Here is a 19,520-nt window from a genome sequence, read left to right as displayed (position 1 = left end):
AGGATCGTTGCCGGCCCTTCGCTTGCCGGGTAACCGGCGAGCCGATTACCCAAAAGGCAATTAATTTCCCATCAGAATATCAAGAAGGGTCGTCTGCTTCGGCCCGGAAGTTGCCGGCGCCCGGCCGCCGATATCGGCTGGCGGCACAGGTCCATTGTCGGCTGAATAGCCGGGTTCGATATCGCGGGAAGGGATGTTTCCAGGCGGCATGGGGACCCCCGGCTGACCAGCGTTTGGCGAGACGGGCGCTTCGGGATAGGCTCGGGTGTTTGTCGTTCCGCCGCCGCCGAGAGCATTGGAAATGATGTCACCGATGGAGGAAGGCGCGCTCTCGGGCGCCGGTTGCTGTATTTCCCCAAGCGGCGGCACGCCGCCTGCGCCGAGACCAAAGAGCGGCGAGGGCGAGAGCCCGGAATGGGCGGCGGTCATGAAATCTTTCCAGGCCCTCGCAGGTAAGCCGCCGCCGGTGACCTTTTTCATCGATGTGCCATCGTCATTGCCGAACCAGACGCCCGTTGTCAGGTTGCTTGTGTAGCCGACAAAAAGCGCGTCGCGGAAAGACTGTGTCGTGCCGGATTTTCCCGCTGCCTGCCAACCCTGAAGGCGAGCAGCTTTTCCTGTTCCTTCGGTGATGACGCGCGACAACATGCCGTTCATCGTCGCGGCGATTTCCTCGCTCAGCACGCGCGGCGGGTTGTCGTATCTGTTTTCATAAAGCACCTTGCCGTCAGCATCGGAGATGCGTTTGACGATATGCGGCGTCGCCTTGTAGCCGCCATTCATAAAGGGAGCGTAGGAGGCGGTCAGCTCCATCAGCGACACTTCCGAGGTGCCGAGTGCGATGGAAGCGTTGTTCTGCAGCTCCGATTCTATGCCCATGCGATGCGCCACCTGCGTCACCCGCTCAGGACCGACTTCCATCACCAGCTGCGCAGCGATCGTGTTCAGAGAATTGGCAAGCGCAGTGGCAAGCGTAACTTCGCCACGATATTTCTTCTCATAATTTTCCGGTGTCCAGTTTCCGATGCGGACCGGCCCGTCATTGCGAATTGTACTGGGGGTCAGACCCGATTCGAGCGCCGCGACGTATACGAAGGGTTTGAACGCCGATCCGGGTTGCCGTTTCGCCTTGGCAGCCCGGTTGAACTGGCTTTCGGCATAATCCGCACCGCCGACCACGGCCCGGATTGCGCCTGTGCCATCGATGGAAACGAGAGCCGCTTGCGAGGCGCCCTGCTTTTTACCATCACCCTGGAGAACATGGGTCAGTGCTTTTTCGGCGTCGCGTTCAAGATTGGGGTCGATGGTCGTATCGACGACGATGTCCTGCTTGACGTCGCCAATCAGGCCACGAACTTCCTCCATCACCATATCGGCAGCGTAATGTTCGGCACCGGACCAGAAACGTTTGGCCTTGGTCGGCGGCTGCGACATCGCGGTCTTGATCTCGTCATCGGTGATGAACCCGACATCGCGCATGGATCTCAGAACGACCTGCGCCCGCTCCTCCGCCGCCTGCGGGTCGCGCGCCGGTGAAAGGCGCGAGGGGGCCTTGAGAAGTCCGGCAAGCGTTGCCGCCTCGCCAAGATTGACGTCGCGCGCGGATTTGTTGAAGTAGCGTCTGGAAGCGGCTTCGACGCCAAAGGCGTTGGAACCGAAATAAACGCGGTTGAGATACATCGCGAGGATCTGGTCCTTGGTGTATTTATGCTCCAGCCAGAAGGCCAGCAGCACTTCCTGCACCTTGCGCTCCAGCGTCCGGTCCTGTGAGAGGAACAGGTTTTTTGCCAGCTGCTGCGTCAGCGTCGAGCCGCCCTGCACTGTTCGTCCCGTCATCACATTGGTCACGATGGCGCGGGCCAGGCCGAGCGGATCCACACCGAAATGCGAATAGAACCGCCGGTCTTCGATCGCCATGACCGCTTGTGGAAGGTAGGGCGACATGTCTTCAAGCGCGAGAGCCTCGCCACCCGTGGTGCCGCGATTGGCAAGCACGCTGCCGTTCACCGAAACGATCTTCACATTCGGAGGGCGTTCGGGAATGGTCCAACTGCTGGCACTCGGCATGCGCGCGCCGTAATAAAGGACAAGACCGGCAACGCCGATACCGCCCCAGATGCCGAGCACAATGCACCAGTAAACGAGGGACCGGATAAAGCCTGTTGCGCCACCGCCGGAACTGCGTGTGCGCTTTTCCTTTTTTTGCGGTTTGGCGCGGCCGGATGTGGACTTCGGTTTTCTGGCGGGCTGCTTTGCGGTTCCGCCAATGCGCTCGCTGGCATCAAGACGCAGATCGTCACCGGATTCGTGGAAATCCCCGAAGGAAGGCTCTACCCGATCGCGTGATTTACCCTTGCCTGCCATCCAGCCGAAGTCGCTCCTTATATTCGCGAAACCGTTCGCACTTCAGGCTTCTATGCCTGCGCGATCCTTAATCCAGGATGAAGAGTTTAAATGCGGCAATTTAAGGCGGGGTTAAGTCCTCGCCGGATCAAATCGGCGTCATTGGCAGACGTCGACCCATTCCGCTCCCGTCAGTCGCGCCATCATGTCAGGCGAAATCCTCACCGCCGCATTGGTGGCACCCGCTGCCGGAACCACCTCGGGATAGTTTTTCAGGGATATGTCGCAAAACACCGGAAGGGGAGAAGGCAATCCGAAAGGACACACGCCGCCGACGGGATGGCTGGTAACCGCAACGACTTCTTCCACTCCCAGCATGCGCGGCTTGGCGCCGAAATGATCGCGAAATTTACGATTGTCGAGCCGTTTCGTGCCGGCGGCAACGACGAGAAGAATTGTGTCGCCCGCCTTCAGGCAGATCGTTTTGGCAATCTGGTCGGGATCGACGCCGTGCGCTTCGGCAGCCAAAGCGACTGTCGCCGAACTCGTTTCCGTTTCGATAACGGTCACTTCGGGGGAATTCTCGGTGAAAAACGCTCTGACGGATTCGATGGTCATGCGTATTTATTAGGCGGTATGCCAAGAGGCTTCAAGGTGTCGCGAAATAGCTATGCATTTTATGCAATGCTGCGCTGCGATGAAACGTCTGTTTTTTGAGCGGAGATCCTGTATCTTCAAATCATCGAAGCGACGCACTCCTCCTCCCAGCGTCGCCCGATTGGACTGACAATACTCCTCCTCCCAATTGTCAGTCAGTTTCAAGAACCCGGCGCACCTCCTCCCGCGCCGGGTTTTTGCTGTTTAAGGCCTTGTTTCCGGCGACTTTCATTTGCCGACGCTTCACAAAAATCGCCGGGCTTTTTCAAAGAAACTTGACTTTCAGGCCCTTCCAACCTAGGTGTTCGCGCATCGATATTTGTTTGACGACCAGAGCTTCGGCGCCTTTTTTAGGTGCACACGACGATCTTTCCTTCAAATTCGACCCAAGACCGCACTGCGCGCAGTGCAAATACAATTTGCCAACGGAAGGAAATCGTTATGGCGACTGGTACAGTAAAGTGGTTCAACGCAACCAAGGGCTACGGCTTCATTCAGCCTGACGACGGTTCGCAGGACGTATTCGTTCACATCTCCGCCGTTGAGCGCGCTGGTATGACCTCCCTCAACGACGGTCAGAAGCTCTCCTACGAGCTGACGCAGGACCGTCGCTCGGGCAAGATGTCTGCAGGCGAGCTCGTCGCTTCCTGATAAGCGGCTTGGCCTGAATGGGTCATTCGCATGAATATGAAAGGCCGGATTTTTCCGGCCTTTTTCTTTTGGAAGGTGTACCGGGTCCGGCCGCTCTTGAAAAAGCTGGAGTGCATACCAATATAGGGTTCAACAGTGCTCCGCACGGAATTGTCAGGCTGGTGCTTTCAAAGTGCCGCTGTTGTTGCGTTAACCAAAGATTAACCAAAGCAGCCGATCCTGATCGTGAAAAGCAGCGTCGACTTTGTTGGCGCGCTCTGGAGCATCGGACCGTTTGAACGCTTTGACCACGGATGTACTGGCACTGACGAAAAACGGATGGAAAGGTCGGGCTTGCCCGGCCTTTTTGTTTTGAACCACCAAAATATAAGAGAACGAGGAGGCATCGGGTAACCGGCGCCTCCTTTCTTTTTGACTACTCTGCGGCCAGGGCGTCTAGAATGCGGATCCAGGAGCGGATGCCCTTGTGGAACGACTGCAGGTCATATTTTTCATTCGGCGAATGAATGCGGTCATCGGTAAGGCCGAAACCGACGAGCAGCGAATCCATGCCCAGCATCTTCTGGAAATCGCCGACGATGGGGATCGAGCCCCCCATGCCGATCACGACGGCAGGTTTGGGCCACTCTTCCGAAAGCGCGTTTTTCGCCTTCGTCAGCACTGGCGAATCATAGGAAAGCTGGATAGCCGGCGATGCACCATGCTCGTGAAATTCCACCGAGCAATCGGCTGGAATTTTGGAGCGGACATAGTTCCGGAAGCTCTCGCGAACCGCTTTCGGGTCTTGCTCTCCGACGAGACGGAAGGACACTTTAGCAGAGGCCTTTGCGGCGATAACCGTCTTGAAGCCGTCGCCGGTATAGCCGCCGATGATGCCGTTGACTTCCGCCGTTGGCCGCGCCCAGGTCTGCTCCAGCACGGAGCGGCCCTTTTCGCCCGATGGAATCGAGAGGCCGACTTCGCCGAGGAAGGCTTCGGCGGTGCGGCCCAACGTTTCCCAGGAAGCCTTGATGTTGGCGGGGGTTTCTTCCACGCCGTCATAGAAGCCGGCAAGTGTCACGCGGCCGGTCTCGTCATGCAGGCCGGCGAGAATATCGGTCAGGATGTGAATGGGATTTGCGGCCGCACCACCGAAAAGGCCCGAATGCAGGTCGCGGTCGGCCGCTGTGATTGTGATTTCCTCGCCGACCAGGCCGCGAAGGGCGGCGGCGATGGCGGGCGTATCGCGGTCCCACATGCTGGTATCGCATACCAGTGCATAATCGGCCTTCAGCTCATCGGCATTGGCGTCAAGGAACGGCTTCAGCGAGGGCGAACCGGATTCTTCCTCGCCCTCGAAAAGAATGGTGACGCGCACGGGCAGACTGCCATTGACCGCCTTATAGGCCCGGCAGGCTTCCACGAAGGTCATCAGCTGGCCCTTGTCATCAGCCGTTCCACGCCCGGTGATCACCTGCCGGCCGCCGCCGATATCTTTCACGGCGGGTTCGAACGGATCGTTTTCCCAGAGATTGAGCGGATCGACCGGCTGCACGTCGTAATGGCCGTAGAAAAGCACATGCGGCGCGTCTTTTGTCGCGGCGTCATGATGCGCCACCACCATTGGATGACCGGCCGTATCGCGAACGGAAGCCGCAAAGCCCAGTGATTCAAGCGTTCTGACCAGCCATTCCGCCGCCTTGCGGCACTCCGCCTTGTAGGCGGGGTCCGTAGAAATGGACGGGATGCGCACCAGTTCGAACAATCGCTCGAGGCTGGAGGTGAGGTTGTCGTCGGCCGTGGAAAGAATGGGGGAAACGTCTGTCATCGCTGATCCTGTCATGTCTGTCGTAACCTGGCGATGGACGAAACATCCTGGTATCGCGCATCGCGTGGGAACAAGGGGCTGACGTGTCGTTGAATCGGCAAGCGCGCAGCCGCCGGAACGATAGAGCAGTTCAGGAAAAGTGCGAAGTGATTTTCCGTCCTAAACTGCGCGGAAACAAAACCTTGGAAGCTGCGGGCGATAGAAGGCCAGGAGCAAAGAAAGCGTTTCGAGTTGTAAACGCTATTTCGCTTTTTTGGCGCGGTCGATCGCCCGGCGCATATATTCCAGCAGAAGCTGCTTTTCGAAACGGCGGAAATCCGCCAGCAGCGTATCTTCCGTGGCTTCGGAAGCGGCAATGGCGTTGGCCTCGATATCCCTGCCGCGCTGGGTCAGTTCGATGATCTGCGCGCGGCGGTCGCTTGGGTGGGATTTGCGAACGATCAGCCCGTCGCGCTCCATGCGGGACAGCGTATTGGCAAGCGTCGCCTGCTCCACGTCGATTCTATCCAGCAATTGCCGTTGCGTCAGTCCTTCCTCATGCCACAGTTCGATGAGGATGGGGAATTGTCCAGGAGAAAACCCCAGCGCGGCGGATCTCTTCTGGAGCGCCATGGTGAATTCCCTCGCCATTTTTGCGGCGAGATAGATCGCCGATTCGTCCCGGGAAAAACCCATTCATCAATCCGTCTGGCATCTGGTCGGCGCAATCGCGCGATTTCGATAGTGGAATATATATCGCATGATATGTTTATGCCAGTTAGAAACCCGGCACAAATAAAAACCGCCATGGCCGGGAGGGGACGGCCATGGCGGTCATATAAGAGGACAAAGGCCCGGAGAGGGGGGAAAGGCCTTTGTCCGGTCTGATGCGGCGGGGGACGAGCCTACAATCAGACTACGGCGTGATCAGGCGCCGTCCCCTAAGAAATGTGTGTGCAAATGCGGCTTTTCAAGGGAAAATCTATTACAAATTCGTAAGGTTCACGCGAATTTTGCCGGTGCCTCCAGCGGCTTAGCCCCGTGCGCTTTGCGGTGCGTTGTTTGAACTTTCTGTGGACGTCAAAACGGCCCCGCGCTATCCATATCGCCATGAAAAAAGGCGATCATCTCTTCCTCGTTGACGGCTCCGGTTTCATTTTCCGGGCGTTCCATGCCATTCCCCCGCTGAACCGCAAGTCGGACGGGCTGCCGGTCAACGCCGTTTCCGGCTTCTGCAACATGTTGTGGAAGCTCCTGAAGGATGCGCGCAATACCGATGTCGGCGTCACGCCCACGCATTTCGCCGTGATTTTCGACTATTCGTCGAAAACCTTCCGCAACGAGCTGTACGATCTATACAAGGCCAACCGCACCGCACCGCCGGAAGATCTGGTGCCGCAGTTTGGCCTGATCCGCGAGGCGACACGGGCCTTCAACCTTCCCTGCATTGAGACGGAAGGCTTCGAGGCGGATGATATCATCGCCACTTACGCCCGTCAGGCGGAGGCGATTGGCGCCGATGTCACCATCATTTCTTCCGACAAGGATCTGATGCAGCTCGTCACGGCCAATGTGCATATGTACGACGCCATGAAGGACAAGCAGATCGGCGTTCCCGATGTCGTCGAAAAATGGGGTGTAGCCCCGGAAAAGATGATCGACCTTCAGGCGATGACCGGCGATTCCACCGATAATGTTCCGGGTATTCCTGGTATCGGGCCGAAAACGGCCGCGCAATTGCTGGAAGAATACGGCGATCTCGACACGCTGCTGGCGCGGGCAGAAGAAATCAAGCAGCAGAAACGCCGCGAAAACATCATCGCCAATGCGGAGCTTGCCCGCCTTTCCAGACAGCTCGTGGCGCTCAGAACCGATGTGCCGCTGGAGCAGTCTCTGGAAGAACTGGTGCTCGAACCGCAGAACGGCCCGAAACTCATCGCTTTCCTGAAGGCGATGGAGTTCACGACGCTGACGCGCCGGGTAGCTGAAGCCACCGATAGCGATGCCTCTGCCATCGAAGCCGCCAATGTGCCGGTGCAATGGGGCGCTGATGCCCATGGACCAGACCTCGACGCCGCGCCTCCAGTTGCCGCAGCTGATGACAAGACCGCTGTGCCGGCGTCAACCACCGCTCCGGCACGGAAGGTGACATGGGAGGGCAGTGCGCCCACCGATCTCGCCACGGCACGGCAGACGGTTTTCTCCGCCGCCAAGATCGACACGACCGCCTATACGACGATCAGGGATCTGGCGGAGCTGGATCGTTGGGTTGCCGCTGCCCGCGAAACAGGTGTCGTCGCCTTCGACACGGAAACGACCTCGCTCGACCCCATGCAGGCGGAACTCGTCGGTTTTTCGCTGGCGATTGCCGATAACGGCAAGGATGCCTCAGGCACCGATATCCGCGCTGCCTATGTGCCTTTGACGCACAAGACCGGCTCCGGTGGCGATCTTTTCAGCGATGGCATCAGGCTTGCTGAAGGACAGGTGCCGTTTGCCGAGGCGCTGGCACGTTTGAAGGATCTTCTTGAGGATGAAGCCGTTCTGAAAATCGCGCAGAACCTCAAATATGACTACCTGCTGATGAAGCGCCACGGCGTCGTCATGCAGAGTTTCGACGATACCATGCTGATTTCCTACGTTCTTGAGGCGGGAAAAACCACGCATGGCATGGATACGCTTTCCGAACGCTGGCTCGGCCACACGCCGATCGCCTACAAGGACGTGGCGGGATCGGGCAAGTCGAGCATCACCTTCGATTTCGTCGATATTGACAAGGCGACCGCTTACGCCGCCGAAGACGCGGATGTCACCCTGCGGCTGTGGATGGTGCTGAAGCCCCGGCTTGCCGCAGAGCGGCTGACCAGTGTGTATGAGCGGCTAGAGCGCCCTCTGGTGCCTGTACTGGCGCATATGGAGGAGCGTGGCATCACCGTGGACCGACAGATCCTGTCGCGTCTCTCCGGTGAACTCGCCCAGAAGGCGGCTGCTTTCGAAGAGGAAGTCTACCAACTGGCAGGCGAGCGTTTCAACATCGGATCGCCGAAGCAGCTCGGCGATATCCTGTTCGGCAGGATGGGCCTGCCTGGCGGCTCCAAGACCAAGACGGGCCAATGGTCGACATCGGCGCAGGTTCTCGAAGATCTGGCGGCGGAAGGTGCCGAATTACCGCGAAAGATCGTCGACTGGCGGCAGCTGACCAAGCTGAAATCGACCTATACGGATGCGCTTCCCGGATATGTCCATCCGCAGACGAAACGGGTTCACACGTCCTACGCGCTGGCCTCCACCACCACGGGGCGCCTGTCGTCCTCGGAGCCGAACCTTCAGAACATTCCGGTGCGCACGGCGGAAGGCCGCAAGATCCGCACGGCCTTCATCTCCACCCCCGGACACAAGCTTCTTTCCGCCGATTACAGCCAGATCGAGCTACGTGTGCTTGCCCATGTCGCCGATATTCCGCAGCTTCGCAGCGCATTCGAAAACGGCATCGACATTCATGCGATGACCGCATCGGAAATGTTCGGGGTGCCGGTGGAAGGCATGCCGTCTGAAGTGCGCCGACGTGCCAAGGCCATCAACTTCGGCATCATCTACGGTATTTCCGCTTTCGGCCTTGCCAACCAGCTCAGCATCGCGCGCTCCGAAGCGGGCGAATATATCAAGAAATATTTCGAGCGTTTTCCTGGCATTCGCGATTACATGGAAGCGACCAAGGCTTTCGCCCGCGAGAACGGCTATGTCGAGACGATTTTCGGCCGCCGCGCGCATTATCCGGAAATCCGCTCCTCCAACCCTTCCATGAAGGCCTTCAACGAGCGTGCAGCCATCAACGCACCTATCCAGGGGTCTGCAGCCGATATCATTCGCCGTGCGATGGTCCGTATCGAGCCGGTGCTGGAGGCGGAAAAGCTTTCTGCCCGCATGCTGCTGCAGGTACATGACGAACTCATCTTCGAAGTCGAGGAAGGGGAAATCGAAAAGACCCTGCCCATCGTCGTCTCGGTGATGGAAAATGCAGCCATGCCGGCTATTTCCATGAGGGTTCCGCTCAAGGTGGATGCCCGCGCGGCCGACAACTGGGACGAGGCGCATTGACGGGAATTGACCGGCCATTGACCGATTGGTGTCATTGGTTTGTTGCGTGCGCAGATTAGGGGAAACGTCTCAAAAGGAGTTCCCCATGCACGCCCCGCTCGTTTCAAAAGATCTGGAATCTTTTTCCGCTGCCAGCCATGATCAGCCGCCGCGCCATCTGGGTCGCCGCTATAATACGGATGGTGAATTCCTGCTCGAGCCGGGCAATACCGTGGTCTGCCATCTCGTTGAAGGGTCGAAAGCCGAAAGCGCAATCATCGGGACACGCCAGCGTTTTCTGGATATGCCCGAGGCATCGCAGCTGGCCTTCACACCGGTTTCCAGCCTGCATATGACGGTATTTCAGGGCATTATCGAATATCGCCGTGCATTTCCCTACTGGCCGGAAGACATGCCACTCGATACTCCGATCGACACGATGACGGAGTATTATTGCGATCGTCTGGCGGATTTTCCGGGCCTGCCTGGTTTCAATATGCAGGTGACTGGTCTCAAGCCGACGGGGCTGGTGCTGAAGGGGGCCAGCGCCGAAGACGACCGGATCATTGCGCTGTGGCGGGATACATTTGCCGGAGCTTTCGGTTATCGGCATCCCGATCACGACACCTACCAATTCCATATTACGCTGGCTTATGTCACGCGCTGGTTCGATCCGGAGTGCCTGCCTCGATGGCAGGCGATGCTGGATGAAGAGCTGGAAAAACTGCGTGCGGCAGCGCCGATAATCGAGATGCGCGCGCCAGCTTTCTGTGAATTCAGGGACATGAACCACTTTAGGGAACTTATGGTTTTTGATAGGAAGTGAAGCATGATTTGCAAAGGCCTGCCGCCCGCCCGTCGCAGCAAACCGCCTTAATCGGAAAAAATGCGCGTCAGGGCTGGTCAAAGCCCGTTTGGGCATGTATAAGCGCGCCAAATTTCCGATATCGAGACACCCGACATTCGGCCTTTGGTTATGGCCGGTTACGTTGTTTCGCCGCTAAAGTGGAGTAACAAAAATGGCTGTACCAAAAAGAAAAACAAGCCCGTCCAAGCGCGGCATGCGCCGCTCGGCTGACGGTCTCAAGGCTTCGACCTACGTTGAAGACAAGAACTCCGGCGAACTGCGCCGTCCGCACCATATCGATCTGAAGACCGGTATGTATCGCGGTCGTCAGGTTCTGACGCCGAAGGAAAGCGCATAAGCTTTCTGAAATAATCTTTACGGAAAACCGGCCCTCGTGGCCGGTTTTTTGTTTTTGGGCCGTTTAGCTGCTTTTTTCGGTTACTTGGAAAATCCGATCACTCCTCCTACACTCTGTTCGGGAGAGCAGGTCTGGTGCCTGCAACGGGGAGGGGCGCTTCGGTGAAATATCGCTGGATTTTATTGACGCTGCTCAGCCTCGGCCTCGGTTACGGCGCCGTGACCAAGGGCAGCGGCATCATTGCGGAAAGCTATTTCGGCGAAGTCTCCGATCAGGGCCGCACCACCCTCAGGCTGGCCGTCTCGGCTCTTGGCGGGCTTTTGAGCCGTTTCGAGCCGCTACCCGCCCTGATCGCCGATCACGACGACATTGAGGAGCTTGTCGCGCATCCGCAGGATGAGGCGATGCGCCAGCGCGCCAATATCTATCTCAAATCCATCAATACATTGCTGGAATCCTCCGACATCTACATCATCACGCTGGACGGAGTGACCATCGCCGCCAGTAACTATGATGGACCCACGAGCTTCGTCGGTGAGAATTTCAGCTACCGTCCCTATTTTCAGGATGCCGCCAAGGGCTTCCCGTCGCGTTTCTTTGCGCTAGGCACCACCTCCCACAAGCGCGGTTATTATTTTTCCGCGCCTATTCTCTTCAACGAGGAGATCAAGGGCGTCATCGTCTTCAAGGTCGACATTGAAGGCATAGAGGCGTCGTTCGGCGATGGTGAAAACCGCATTCTCGTATCGGACCCGGAAGGCATCATCTTCATGACCGGAACGCCGCAGTGGCTTTATTCCGGCCTGATGCCGCTGACACCGGAAAGGCTTGCGCGCACGGCGGCATCCCGGCGTTACGCCAATGCCGACCTGAAGGAACTGCCGCTGAAAAACGGCAATTTCGGCTCTCATCAGTTGATGACGATCAGCCAGAACGACGGTGACCGGGAATATCTCGTCCTGTCGCAGCCGATGCCCGACGCGGGCTGGACGGTCAGCGTGCTGATGGATACCGGCTCACTCAGGACGCAGGTCAAGACGGCGATGATCGCGATCATCCTCTGCCTGTGTCTTGCCGCTGCCGTGGTCGCCGCCATGCTGCAAAGACGGCGGCGCCTGCGTGAACGCCTGACCCACCAGGCCGAAGCTCAGGCGGAGCTGGAGCGGCGTGTGGAGGAGCGCACAGCCGATCTGGCGCGGGTGAACCGTGAAATCGAACACGAAATCGCCGAGCGCCGCCAGACGGAGAAACAATTGCGCAAGATGCAGAATGACCTGGTTCAGGCGGGCAAGCTTGCAGCGCTCGGGCAAATGTCGGCAGCACTTTCGCACGAGTTCAACCAGCCGCTCGCAGCCGCCAAGAATTATGCGGAAAACGCCTCTCTTCTCGTGGAACGTGGACGTCTGGAAGAGGTGACGGAAAACCTCAGGCGTATTTCGGGCCTTATCGATCGCATGGCTTCTATCAGCAGGCATCTGAGAAATTTTGCCCGCAAACCCAATGAGAAAATGGCTGCGGTCGCGCTCGATGCTGTCCTTCGCGATACGCTGGAAATTGTTGGAGCACGGCTGAAGGTCGCCAATGCGGTGTTGGATGTTGATCTTGGTCCGGTGCCGCTTGCGGTGAAGGCCGGGCCGGTGCGGCTGCAGCAGGTGCTGGTCAACATCATCTCCAATGCCGCCGATGCGGTGGAAGGGCGCGAGGATCGTCGCATCGCTTTGAAAGCCGTGCTGCACGGTCAGACGGTTTCGATTTTCATTCGTGACCGAGGTCCGGGCGTTCCTCCGGCGATTTCGGAGCGCATCTTCGATCCCTTCTTCACCACCAAGGGCGTGGGGCGTGGCCTCGGTCTCGGCCTTTCCATCACCTACAACATCATCAAGGATTTTGGCGGCCAGCTGCGTGTCAGAAACCATGAAGACGGCGGCGCGGAATTCGAGATCGAATTACCGGCAGCAGCCTATCGTGTGGAGGTGGCGGCGGAATGACCATGTCGCGGGTTCTGTTGATTGATGACGAGGAGGAACTGCGCTTTTCCACCGCGCAGGCGCTGGAACTTTCCGGTTTTGCGGTCACCATGCTGGCAAGCGCCGAACATGCGCTTGAGCTCATCGGCTACAGCTTCGATGGCGTCGTGGTCAGCGATATCAGGATGCCCGGCATGGATGGCATGACGCTGCTGCAGAAGGTGCGGGAGCTTGACCCGGAAATACCTGTCATCCTGATGACGGGCCATGGCGATGTGCAGCTTGCCGTCAATGCCATGCGCAACGGTGCTTATGACTTCATCGAAAAGCCCTTCACCCCGCAATATCTCGCCGGCATCATAAAAAGAGCCAACGACCGGCGGGCACTGGTGCTGGAAAACCGCCGCCTGAAGGCGGTGGCGGGCAAGCATGACGATCTCGAAACGCGTCTGCCCGGCAGAACCCAGGTCATGGTCGATCTGCGTTACCGCATTCGCGCCATCGGTGCGACCGATGCCGATACGCTCATTGTCGGCGATACCGGTGCGGGCAAGGAAGTGGTGGCGCGCGCACTTCATGATATCAGCGCCAGAGCCAACCGGCCTTTTGTCGCCATCAATTGTGCCGCCCTTCCGCAAACGCTGATCGAAAGCGAGCTGTTCGGCCACGAGGCTGGCGCTTTTCCTGGCGCGCTGCGCCCGCGCTACGGCAAGTTCGAGCATGCCCGCGGCGGCACCATATTGCTGGACGAGATCGGCTCCATGCCCTTTGAATTGCAGGGCCGGTTCCTGCGCGTGTTGCAGGAACGGGTGATCACCCGTCTTGGCTCCAATGAAACAGTCGAGCTCGACGTCCGCTTCATCGCCACCAGCAAGGTCGATCTGGAGCAGGAAGTCGCGGCAGGACGGTTCCGTGCCGATCTTCTCTACCGCCTGAACGTGGCGACGATTCTCGTGCCGTCCCTCTCGCAGCGCAGTGCCGACATACCGCTGCTTTTCCTGCATCTGGTGCGGGAGGCTGCTGCCCGTTACGGTCGGGAAGATATGGACGTTCCGCAGCATCTACTCTCAGTCATTTCCCTGCGTGAGTGGCCGGGCAATGTGCGGGAATTGCGCAATGCGGCGGACCGTTTCGTTCTCGGTCTGGAAAGCGATGTCTCCGAAACCTCGCTGCCGTTTGAGGGCGATGGCAAGGCGGCGCTTGCCGCAAGGGTCGCCGCTTATGAAAAAAGCCTTATTGCGCGCGCGATCGCCGCCCACGGCGGAAATCTGAAATCCGTCTATGAGAGCCTCGGCATTTCACGCAAAACGCTTTACGAAAAAATGCAGAAATATGAGCTGCACCGGCACATGACCGAGGTGTGATGGGTGGATTTCCACCCATGGATGAGCCCGTATGGGTAGAAATCCACCCATTGCTGCCCATGATGGCGATAAAAGCGCGCCTTGCCGCAAGACCGCCGTTGCTGAACGGCAATCCCGGATCGCAAATGGCTCACCCCGGTCGCCATGGAGGAGCATGCGCGGCTGAAGTGGCGAACATTTTCATCCGGGAGGAATCGATGAAAATACTGAAGACAGTTACCGGCCTTGCTGCCGCCGCTGCCGTTTCCCTTTTTGCGCTTTCTGCATCCGCTCAGAACTACCCCGAGCGCAACATCACCATGGTCGTGCCCTTTGCCGCCGGTGGCCCGACAGATACGGTCGCGCGTCTTGTCGCTGAATCCATGTCGAAGGATCTCGGCCAGCAGATCATCGTCGAAAATGTCGGCGGCGCTGGTGGCACGCTGGGCGCTGGCCGCGTGGCGGCGTCGGATCCGGACGGTTACACCGTTCTGCTGCATCACATCGGCATGGCGACGAGCGCCACGCTTTATCGCAAGCTCGCCTATGATACCCTGAACGCTTTCGAATATGTCGGTCTGGTCACGGAAGTGCCGATGACCATTCTGTCGCGCAAGACGCTCGAGACCAAGGATCTCAAGGGTCTGATCGACTACGCCAAGGCGAACAAGGACAAGGTCACCGTTGCCAATGCCGGCATCGGTGCTGCTTCGCATCTGTGCGGCATGTTGTTCATGAGCGCGATCGAGACACCGCTGGTCACTGTTCCCTACAAGGGCACAGGCCCGGCCATGACCGACCTGCTCGGCGGACAGGTCGATATCATGTGCGACCAGACTACCAACACCACCAAGCAAATCCAGGGCGGGACCGTTAAAGCCTATGCCGTAACCTCGGCCAAACGGCTCGACGTGCTGCCGGACGTACCGACAGTTGCCGAATCGGGCCTGCCGAAGCTTGAGGTGGGTATCTGGCACGGTATCTACACGCCGAAGGGTACACCGGCCGAGATCAACGAAAAGCTCTCCAAGTCGCTGCAGGTCGCGCTGAAGGACAAGAACGTGGCGGCCCGTTTTGCCGAACTCGGCACCACGCCTTCCCCGGAAGCCGATGCGACGCCCGCAGCGCTCAAGACCAAGCTTGAAAGCGAAATCGCCCGCTGGAAGCCTGTGATCGAGGGCGCCGGCCAATATGCCGACTGATGGTTGGAGCAATTGCCGGCGGCACCCTGCCGCCGGCTTCTTGCCGTCAATTTAACGCGCGGAACGGTGTGTGACCGGCCGCAGTGGAGGGGCATCTTTCATGAAGTCGTTTTTCATTGACCCTGCCGAGGCAGCCTGTGGGGCAATTTTCATCGGTTTTGGCGCTTTTTTCGCGTTGCAGTCTTTCGGGCTGGATATCGGAACCGCCTTCCGCATGGGGCCGGGTTATTTTCCGCTTGTTCTGGCAATCGTGCTGATCCTGCTTGGCGGGGTGATATTCATTCGCGCCACCCGTGTGCAGGGCGATGCCCTCGGTGCAATTGCCTGGCGGGGGATTTTTTTCATCCTGCCCGCGCCGATCTTTTTCGGTTTTACGGTCCGGGGGCTTGGTTTCGTACCGGCGCTTTTTTTCAGCGCCCTTATCGCAGCCTTCGCCTCGCACAAGATGAGCCCGCTCATGGCCGTCATTATTTCCGCCGCCATCACGGTCTTTTCCGTTGCTGTGTTCAATTATGGTCTCGGCCTGCCATTCCAGCGCTTCGGCCCCTGGCTTAAATTTTGAGGTGCCGTAATGGAATTGCTTGATAATCTTGCTCTCGGTTTCGTCACGGCCACGTCGCTGGCAAACCTGTTCTTCTGCCTGATTGGCGTGCTGCTCGGCACGCTGATCGGCGTGCTGCCGGGCATCGGCGCAACCGCAACCATCGCCATGCTGTTGCCGATCACCTTTCAGCTTGAGCCCGTCTCATCGCTCATCATGCTCGCAGGCATCTATTACGGCGCGCAATATGGCGGCTCCACCACGGCGATCCTCATCAACATGCCGGGGGAGTCCTCATCCGCCGTGACCGCCATTGACGGCTACCAGATGGCGCGCAAGGGCAAGGCGGGTGCCGCACTTGCGATTGCCGCCATCGGCTCGTTTTTTGCCGGCACGGTTTCCACCTTTCTCGTGGCAGTCTTTGCACCGCCTTTGACGGCGATTGCGCTGGAATTCGGCGCGGCGGAATATTTCTCGCTGATGGTCGTCGGCCTTGTCTCATCCATCGCGCTTGCCCATGGTTCCATCGTCAAGGCGCTGGCCATGGTCGTGCTTGGCCTGCTGCTCGGTCTGGTCGGCACGGATATCTACAGCGGCGCGCCACGCTTCACTCTCGGCATCCGTGAATATGCCGATGGGCTGAATTTCGTTGCGGTGGCGGTGGGTGTATTCGGTATCGCCGAAATCCTGCGCAATCTCGAAAACGAGCGCACGCGCTCGGTGCTGATCGCCAAGGTCAGCAGCCTGATGCCGTCGAAGGAAGACTTCAAGGCGATGGTCGGCCCGGTGCTGCGCGGTACGGTCATCGGTTCGGCACTGGGCATCCTGCCCGGCGGCGGTGCAATTCTCGCTGCCTTCGCATCCTACACCGTCGAGAAACGCGTCTCCAAGCATCCTGAGGAGTTTGGACACGGTGCGGTCGCCGGTGTTGCCGGTCCGGAATCCGCCAATAATGCCGGTGCCCAGACCTCGTTCATCCCGCTTCTGACGCTCGGCATTCCCGCAAACCCGGTGATGGCGCTGATGATCGGTGCGATGATCATTCAGGGCATCGTGCCCGGTCCGAACGTTGCGACCGAGCAGCCGGCGCTGTTCTGGGGCATCATCGCCTCGATGTGGATTGGCAATCTGATGCTCGTCATCCTCAACCTGCCCCTGATCGGGCTTTGGGTGAAGCTGCTGACGGTGCCTTATTACGTGCTTTTCCCCATCATCATGGCCTTCTGCGCCATCGGGGTTTACAGCGTCAATTCCAACGTCTTCGATCTCTACGCCGTCGCCTTCTTCGGCTTCATTGGTTATGTGCTCGTGAAGCTGCGCTGCGAGCCGGCGCCGCTGCTGCTGGGCTTCGTGCTTGGGCCGCTGCTGGAGGAAAACCTGCGACGCGCCATGATCCTGTCACGTGGCGATCCGACGACCTTCGTCACCCGACCGATCAGCGCTACCCTGCTGTTTATTGCTCTGGCGGTGCTGATCATCGTCTTCCTGCCCAGCGTGAAGAAAAAGCGCGAAGAGGTTTTCGTAGAAGAAGACTGAGCAGGTCTCGAAATATTCGGAACGCCGGTGATGGAAATGTCGCCGGCGTTTCTGCGTTGATGGGATCGCTGTGAGGAATCCGGTTCACCGAAGCGGCATATGGTTGACTTGAAGCTTTTTAGGGCCAAGGAAGGGCGGGAAAGAGAGGTCGATATGACGTCGGAAACCGAAAAACGGATCATTGCGCTTGAGGAAACGATCGCGCATCAGGCCAAGACTATAGAGGAACTGTCCGACCAGCTGACGGAACAGTGGAAGGTGGTGGAACAGACCCGCGCCAAGCTCGACCGGTTGACGGAAAGGTTCCTGAGCCTTGAGGAGCAGTCGCTGGACGCGCCCGCAATTACCCGGCCGCCGCATTATTGATGAGGGAGACCCGATGAGGAGCGATACAGCCGCACTTGCCGCCGAAATTGTGGATTTCTGGAAGCAGGCAGGACCGGACAAGTGGTTCGACAAGGACGCCGCCTTCGACGATCACTTTCATGACCGTTTCCGCGATGCCCATTTTGCTGCTGCAAGGCGCGAATTGGATGGCTGGCTGGACGGTGCGGAAAGCAGCCTCGCGCTGATGCTTCTGCTGGATCAGTTCCCGCGTAACTGCTTTCGCGAGACAGCGCATATGTATGCGACCGATCCGCTGGCACGCATGTTCGCCAGCGAGGCCATCCGTCGCGGCCACGATCAGGCGGTGACCGAGGATTTGCGGGTCTTTTTCTATCTGCCCTTTTCCCATTCGGAAAGCATCGAGGATCAGGAGCGTGCCTGCACGCTCAACCGGCCGCTTGGCGGGCTTTATCTCCACCATGCCGAAGAGCATCACGATATCGTCGCGCGTTTTGGCCGCTTTCCGCATCGCAACGACATATTGCTGCGGGAAACGACGCCGGAGGAACGGCAATATCTTGATGCGGGCGGTTTTACTGGCTGATTTCAACGAAAAACGCCGCCAGTCCCGAAAGACGGCGGCGCTTTTTTTGGTGGGTAACGGCCGCAGATCAGCCGTCGAAGAATTCCTTCATCCGGGCAAAGAAGCCGGTCGATTCCGGATTATTCTCCTGGGACGAGAGTTGCTCGAACTCCTGCAACAGCTCGCGCTGGCGCTTGCTGAGCTTCTGCGGTGTCTCGATCTGGATCTGGATGTAGAGATCGCCAGTCTGCGCCGAACGCAGCACCGGCATGCCCTTGCCCTTCAGGCGGAACTGCTTGCCTGGCTGGGTGCCTTCCGGAACCGTCACGCGAGACTTCGTGCCGTCGAGCGTCGTCACATCGAAGGTGCCGCCAAGAGCGGCCGTCGTCATGGAGATCGGCACGGTGCAATAGAGATCGGCACCGTCGCGCTGGAAGAACTCATGCGGACGCACGGACAGGAAGATGTAGAGATCGCCCGCCGGGCCGCCACGCATGCCGGCTTCGCCTTCGCCCTGCAGGCGAATGCGGGTGCCATCCTCGATACCCGAGGGAATGTTGACCGAAAGCGAACGCTCTTCCGTCACGCGGCCCTGGCCGTGGCACTTGCTGCACGGATCGGAAATCGTCTGTCCACGCCCGTGGCAGGTGGGGCAGGTGCGTTCTACCGAGAAGAAGCCCTGGGCTGCGCGCACGCGGCCGGAACCCTGACAGGTGCCGCAGGTTTTGGGTTGCGTGCCGGGTTTTGCGCCGGAACCGGAACAGACATCGCAGGTTATCGAGGTTGGAACCCTGATCTGCGCCGTCTTGCCGGCAAAGGCTTCTTCCAGCGTGATTTCCATGTTGTAGCGAAGGTCGGCGCCGCGCTCGCGACCGCCGGAAGAGCGGCGTGCGCGTCCGCCGCCCATCATCTCGCCGAAGATGTCTTCGAAGATATCCGAGAAGCCGCCATTGGCGAAACCGCCGCCGCCCATACCACCGCCGCCCATGCCGCCATTTTCAAAGGCGGCGTGGCCAAAACGGTCATAGGCCGCGCGTTTTTGCGGGTCCTTCAGCGTTTCATAGGCTTCGTTGATTTCCTTGAACTTCCGTTCGGAATCAGCATCATCCGGGTTCTTGTCCGGATGGTATTTCATCGCGAGTTTGCGGAAGGCGCTTTTCAGCTCTTTTTCGTCCGCGGTCTTGCTGACGCCGAGTGTTTCGTAAAAGTCTGCTTTCGCCATTAAGATAACAAGCCTCGCAAATGGATTTCCGGCTGCACTTCGGCAGCCGGATGTCTTGCATGTATCGACAGGAGACGGGA

General features: G+C 58.7%; 16 protein-coding genes. 11 read left to right on the top strand and 5 right to left on the bottom strand.

Annotation, left to right across the window (positions count from 1 at the left end):
* Positions 1-60 precede the first annotated feature (60 nt).
* Both AC5SEO_RS09430 and AC5SEO_RS09425 read right to left on the bottom strand, forming a co-directional pair.
* A complete protein-coding gene (locus AC5SEO_RS09430; protein WP_003514332.1) occupies positions 61-2,364 on the bottom strand; it encodes a transglycosylase domain-containing protein in 2,304 nt (767 codons plus the stop codon).
* A gap of 138 nt (positions 2,365-2,502) precedes the next feature.
* Positions 2,503-2,961 (bottom strand): YbaK/EbsC family protein, encoded by a 459-nt coding sequence (locus tag AC5SEO_RS09425; protein ID WP_003514334.1) that lies wholly within the window; start codon positions 2,959-2,961, stop codon positions 2,503-2,505.
* 480 nt (positions 2,962-3,441) lie between these two features.
* Here AC5SEO_RS09425 and AC5SEO_RS09420 point away from each other — a divergent pair, with 480 nt between their 5' ends.
* Positions 3,442-3,651 carry a cold-shock protein gene (locus AC5SEO_RS09420; RefSeq protein WP_003514335.1) on the top strand — a complete coding sequence of 70 codons (210 nt, stop codon included), beginning with the start codon at positions 3,442-3,444 and terminating at the stop codon, positions 3,649-3,651.
* 415 nt (positions 3,652-4,066) lie between these two features.
* Here the strand turns inward: AC5SEO_RS09420 and AC5SEO_RS09415 are convergent, their stop codons facing one another.
* Positions 4,067-5,458 (bottom strand): dipeptidase, encoded by a 1,392-nt coding sequence (locus AC5SEO_RS09415; protein ID WP_174067931.1) that lies wholly within the window; start codon positions 5,456-5,458, stop codon positions 4,067-4,069.
* A 240-nt stretch (positions 5,459-5,698) separates the two neighbouring features.
* Positions 5,699-6,133 carry a MarR family winged helix-turn-helix transcriptional regulator gene (locus tag AC5SEO_RS09410; RefSeq protein WP_174067932.1) on the bottom strand — a complete coding sequence of 145 codons (435 nt, stop codon included), beginning with the start codon at positions 6,131-6,133 and terminating at the stop codon, positions 5,699-5,701.
* 414 nt (positions 6,134-6,547) lie between these two features.
* Here AC5SEO_RS09410 and polA point away from each other — a divergent pair, with 414 nt between their 5' ends.
* The 10 genes from polA to AC5SEO_RS09360 all read left to right on the top strand — a co-directional run bounded on the left by polA (position 6,548) and on the right by AC5SEO_RS09360 (position 18,239).
* A complete protein-coding gene (polA, locus tag AC5SEO_RS09405; RefSeq protein ID WP_174067933.1) occupies positions 6,548-9,535 on the top strand; it encodes a DNA polymerase I in 2,988 nt (995 codons plus the stop codon).
* Between the two features lie 85 nt (positions 9,536-9,620).
* A complete protein-coding gene (locus AC5SEO_RS09400; RefSeq protein WP_112191816.1) occupies positions 9,621-10,340 on the top strand; it encodes a DUF1868 domain-containing protein in 720 nt (239 codons plus the stop codon).
* A 193-nt stretch (positions 10,341-10,533) separates the two neighbouring features.
* Positions 10,534-10,719, top strand: coding sequence for a 50S ribosomal protein L32 (gene rpmF, locus AC5SEO_RS09395; protein WP_003514347.1), 186 nt, complete (start codon positions 10,534-10,536; stop codon positions 10,717-10,719).
* Positions 10,720-10,880: 161 nt separating this feature from the next.
* The gene (locus AC5SEO_RS09390) at positions 10,881-12,707 is read left to right on the top strand and encodes a sensor histidine kinase (protein WP_003514349.1); all 1,827 of its coding nucleotides are present in this window, start codon (positions 10,881-10,883) and stop codon (positions 12,705-12,707) included.
* The gene (locus AC5SEO_RS09385; RefSeq protein WP_003514350.1) at positions 12,704-14,050 is read left to right on the top strand and encodes a sigma-54-dependent transcriptional regulator; all 1,347 of its coding nucleotides are present in this window, start codon (positions 12,704-12,706) and stop codon (positions 14,048-14,050) included. The genes AC5SEO_RS09390 and AC5SEO_RS09385 overlap by 4 nt, the downstream gene beginning before the upstream one ends.
* 197 nt (positions 14,051-14,247) lie before the next feature.
* Positions 14,248-15,231 carry a tripartite tricarboxylate transporter substrate-binding protein gene (locus AC5SEO_RS09380; RefSeq protein ID WP_026330668.1) on the top strand — a complete coding sequence of 328 codons (984 nt, stop codon included), beginning with the start codon at positions 14,248-14,250 and terminating at the stop codon, positions 15,229-15,231.
* Positions 15,232-15,331: 100 nt separating this feature from the next.
* On the top strand, positions 15,332-15,793 hold the full coding sequence (locus AC5SEO_RS09375; protein ID WP_003514354.1) for a tripartite tricarboxylate transporter TctB family protein: 462 nt from the start codon (positions 15,332-15,334) through the stop codon (positions 15,791-15,793).
* A 9-nt stretch (positions 15,794-15,802) separates the two neighbouring features.
* Positions 15,803-17,308: a tripartite tricarboxylate transporter permease gene (locus tag AC5SEO_RS09370; protein ID WP_013635241.1), complete on the top strand. Its 1,506-nt coding sequence runs from the start codon at positions 15,803-15,805 to the stop codon at positions 17,306-17,308.
* Positions 17,309-17,461: 153 nt separating this feature from the next.
* Positions 17,462-17,674, top strand: a complete 213-nt coding sequence (locus AC5SEO_RS09365; protein ID WP_013635242.1) for a SlyX family protein — start codon at positions 17,462-17,464, stop codon at positions 17,672-17,674.
* 13 nt (positions 17,675-17,687) lie between these two features.
* Positions 17,688-18,239, top strand: a complete 552-nt coding sequence (locus AC5SEO_RS09360) for a DUF924 family protein (RefSeq protein ID WP_174060635.1) — start codon at positions 17,688-17,690, stop codon at positions 18,237-18,239.
* A 67-nt stretch (positions 18,240-18,306) separates the two neighbouring features.
* Here the strand turns inward: AC5SEO_RS09360 and dnaJ are convergent, their stop codons facing one another.
* Positions 18,307-19,440 carry a molecular chaperone DnaJ gene (dnaJ, locus tag AC5SEO_RS09355; protein WP_003514371.1) on the bottom strand — a complete coding sequence of 378 codons (1,134 nt, stop codon included), beginning with the start codon at positions 19,438-19,440 and terminating at the stop codon, positions 18,307-18,309.
* Positions 19,441-19,520 lie beyond the last annotated feature (80 nt).

This window comes from Agrobacterium sp. K11 (genome assembly GCF_059429395.1).
The sequence above is the reverse complement of the archived record's forward strand: the minus strand, read 5'-3'. Positions and strand labels throughout refer to the sequence as shown.

Excerpts from the sequence above, each read along its gene's own strand:
- AC5SEO_RS09430 (WP_003514332.1), bottom strand. The coding sequence starts at position 2,364 with ATGGCAGGCAAGGGTAAATCACGCGATCGGGTAGAGCCTTCCTTCGGG.
- AC5SEO_RS09425 (WP_003514334.1), bottom strand. The coding sequence starts at position 2,961 with ATGACCATCGAATCCGTCAGAGCGTTTTTCACCGAGAATTCCCCCGAA.
- AC5SEO_RS09420 (WP_003514335.1), top strand. The coding sequence starts at position 3,442 with ATGGCGACTGGTACAGTAAAGTGGTTCAACGCAACCAAGGGCTACGGC.
- AC5SEO_RS09415 (WP_174067931.1), bottom strand. The coding sequence starts at position 5,458 with ATGACAGACGTTTCCCCCATTCTTTCCACGGCCGACGACAACCTCACC.
- AC5SEO_RS09410 (WP_174067932.1), bottom strand. The coding sequence starts at position 6,133 with ATGGGTTTTTCCCGGGACGAATCGGCGATCTATCTCGCCGCAAAAATG.
- polA (WP_174067933.1), top strand. The coding sequence starts at position 6,548 with ATGAAAAAAGGCGATCATCTCTTCCTCGTTGACGGCTCCGGTTTCATT.
- AC5SEO_RS09400 (WP_112191816.1), top strand. The coding sequence starts at position 9,621 with ATGCACGCCCCGCTCGTTTCAAAAGATCTGGAATCTTTTTCCGCTGCC.
- rpmF (WP_003514347.1), top strand. The coding sequence starts at position 10,534 with ATGGCTGTACCAAAAAGAAAAACAAGCCCGTCCAAGCGCGGCATGCGC.
- AC5SEO_RS09385 (WP_003514350.1), top strand. The coding sequence starts at position 12,704 with ATGACCATGTCGCGGGTTCTGTTGATTGATGACGAGGAGGAACTGCGC.
- AC5SEO_RS09380 (WP_026330668.1), top strand. The coding sequence starts at position 14,248 with ATGAAAATACTGAAGACAGTTACCGGCCTTGCTGCCGCCGCTGCCGTT.
- AC5SEO_RS09375 (WP_003514354.1), top strand. The coding sequence starts at position 15,332 with ATGAAGTCGTTTTTCATTGACCCTGCCGAGGCAGCCTGTGGGGCAATT.
- AC5SEO_RS09370 (WP_013635241.1), top strand. The coding sequence starts at position 15,803 with ATGGAATTGCTTGATAATCTTGCTCTCGGTTTCGTCACGGCCACGTCG.
- AC5SEO_RS09365 (WP_013635242.1), top strand. The coding sequence starts at position 17,462 with ATGACGTCGGAAACCGAAAAACGGATCATTGCGCTTGAGGAAACGATC.
- AC5SEO_RS09360 (WP_174060635.1), top strand. The coding sequence starts at position 17,688 with ATGAGGAGCGATACAGCCGCACTTGCCGCCGAAATTGTGGATTTCTGG.
- dnaJ (WP_003514371.1), bottom strand. The coding sequence starts at position 19,440 with ATGGCGAAAGCAGACTTTTACGAAACACTCGGCGTCAGCAAGACCGCG.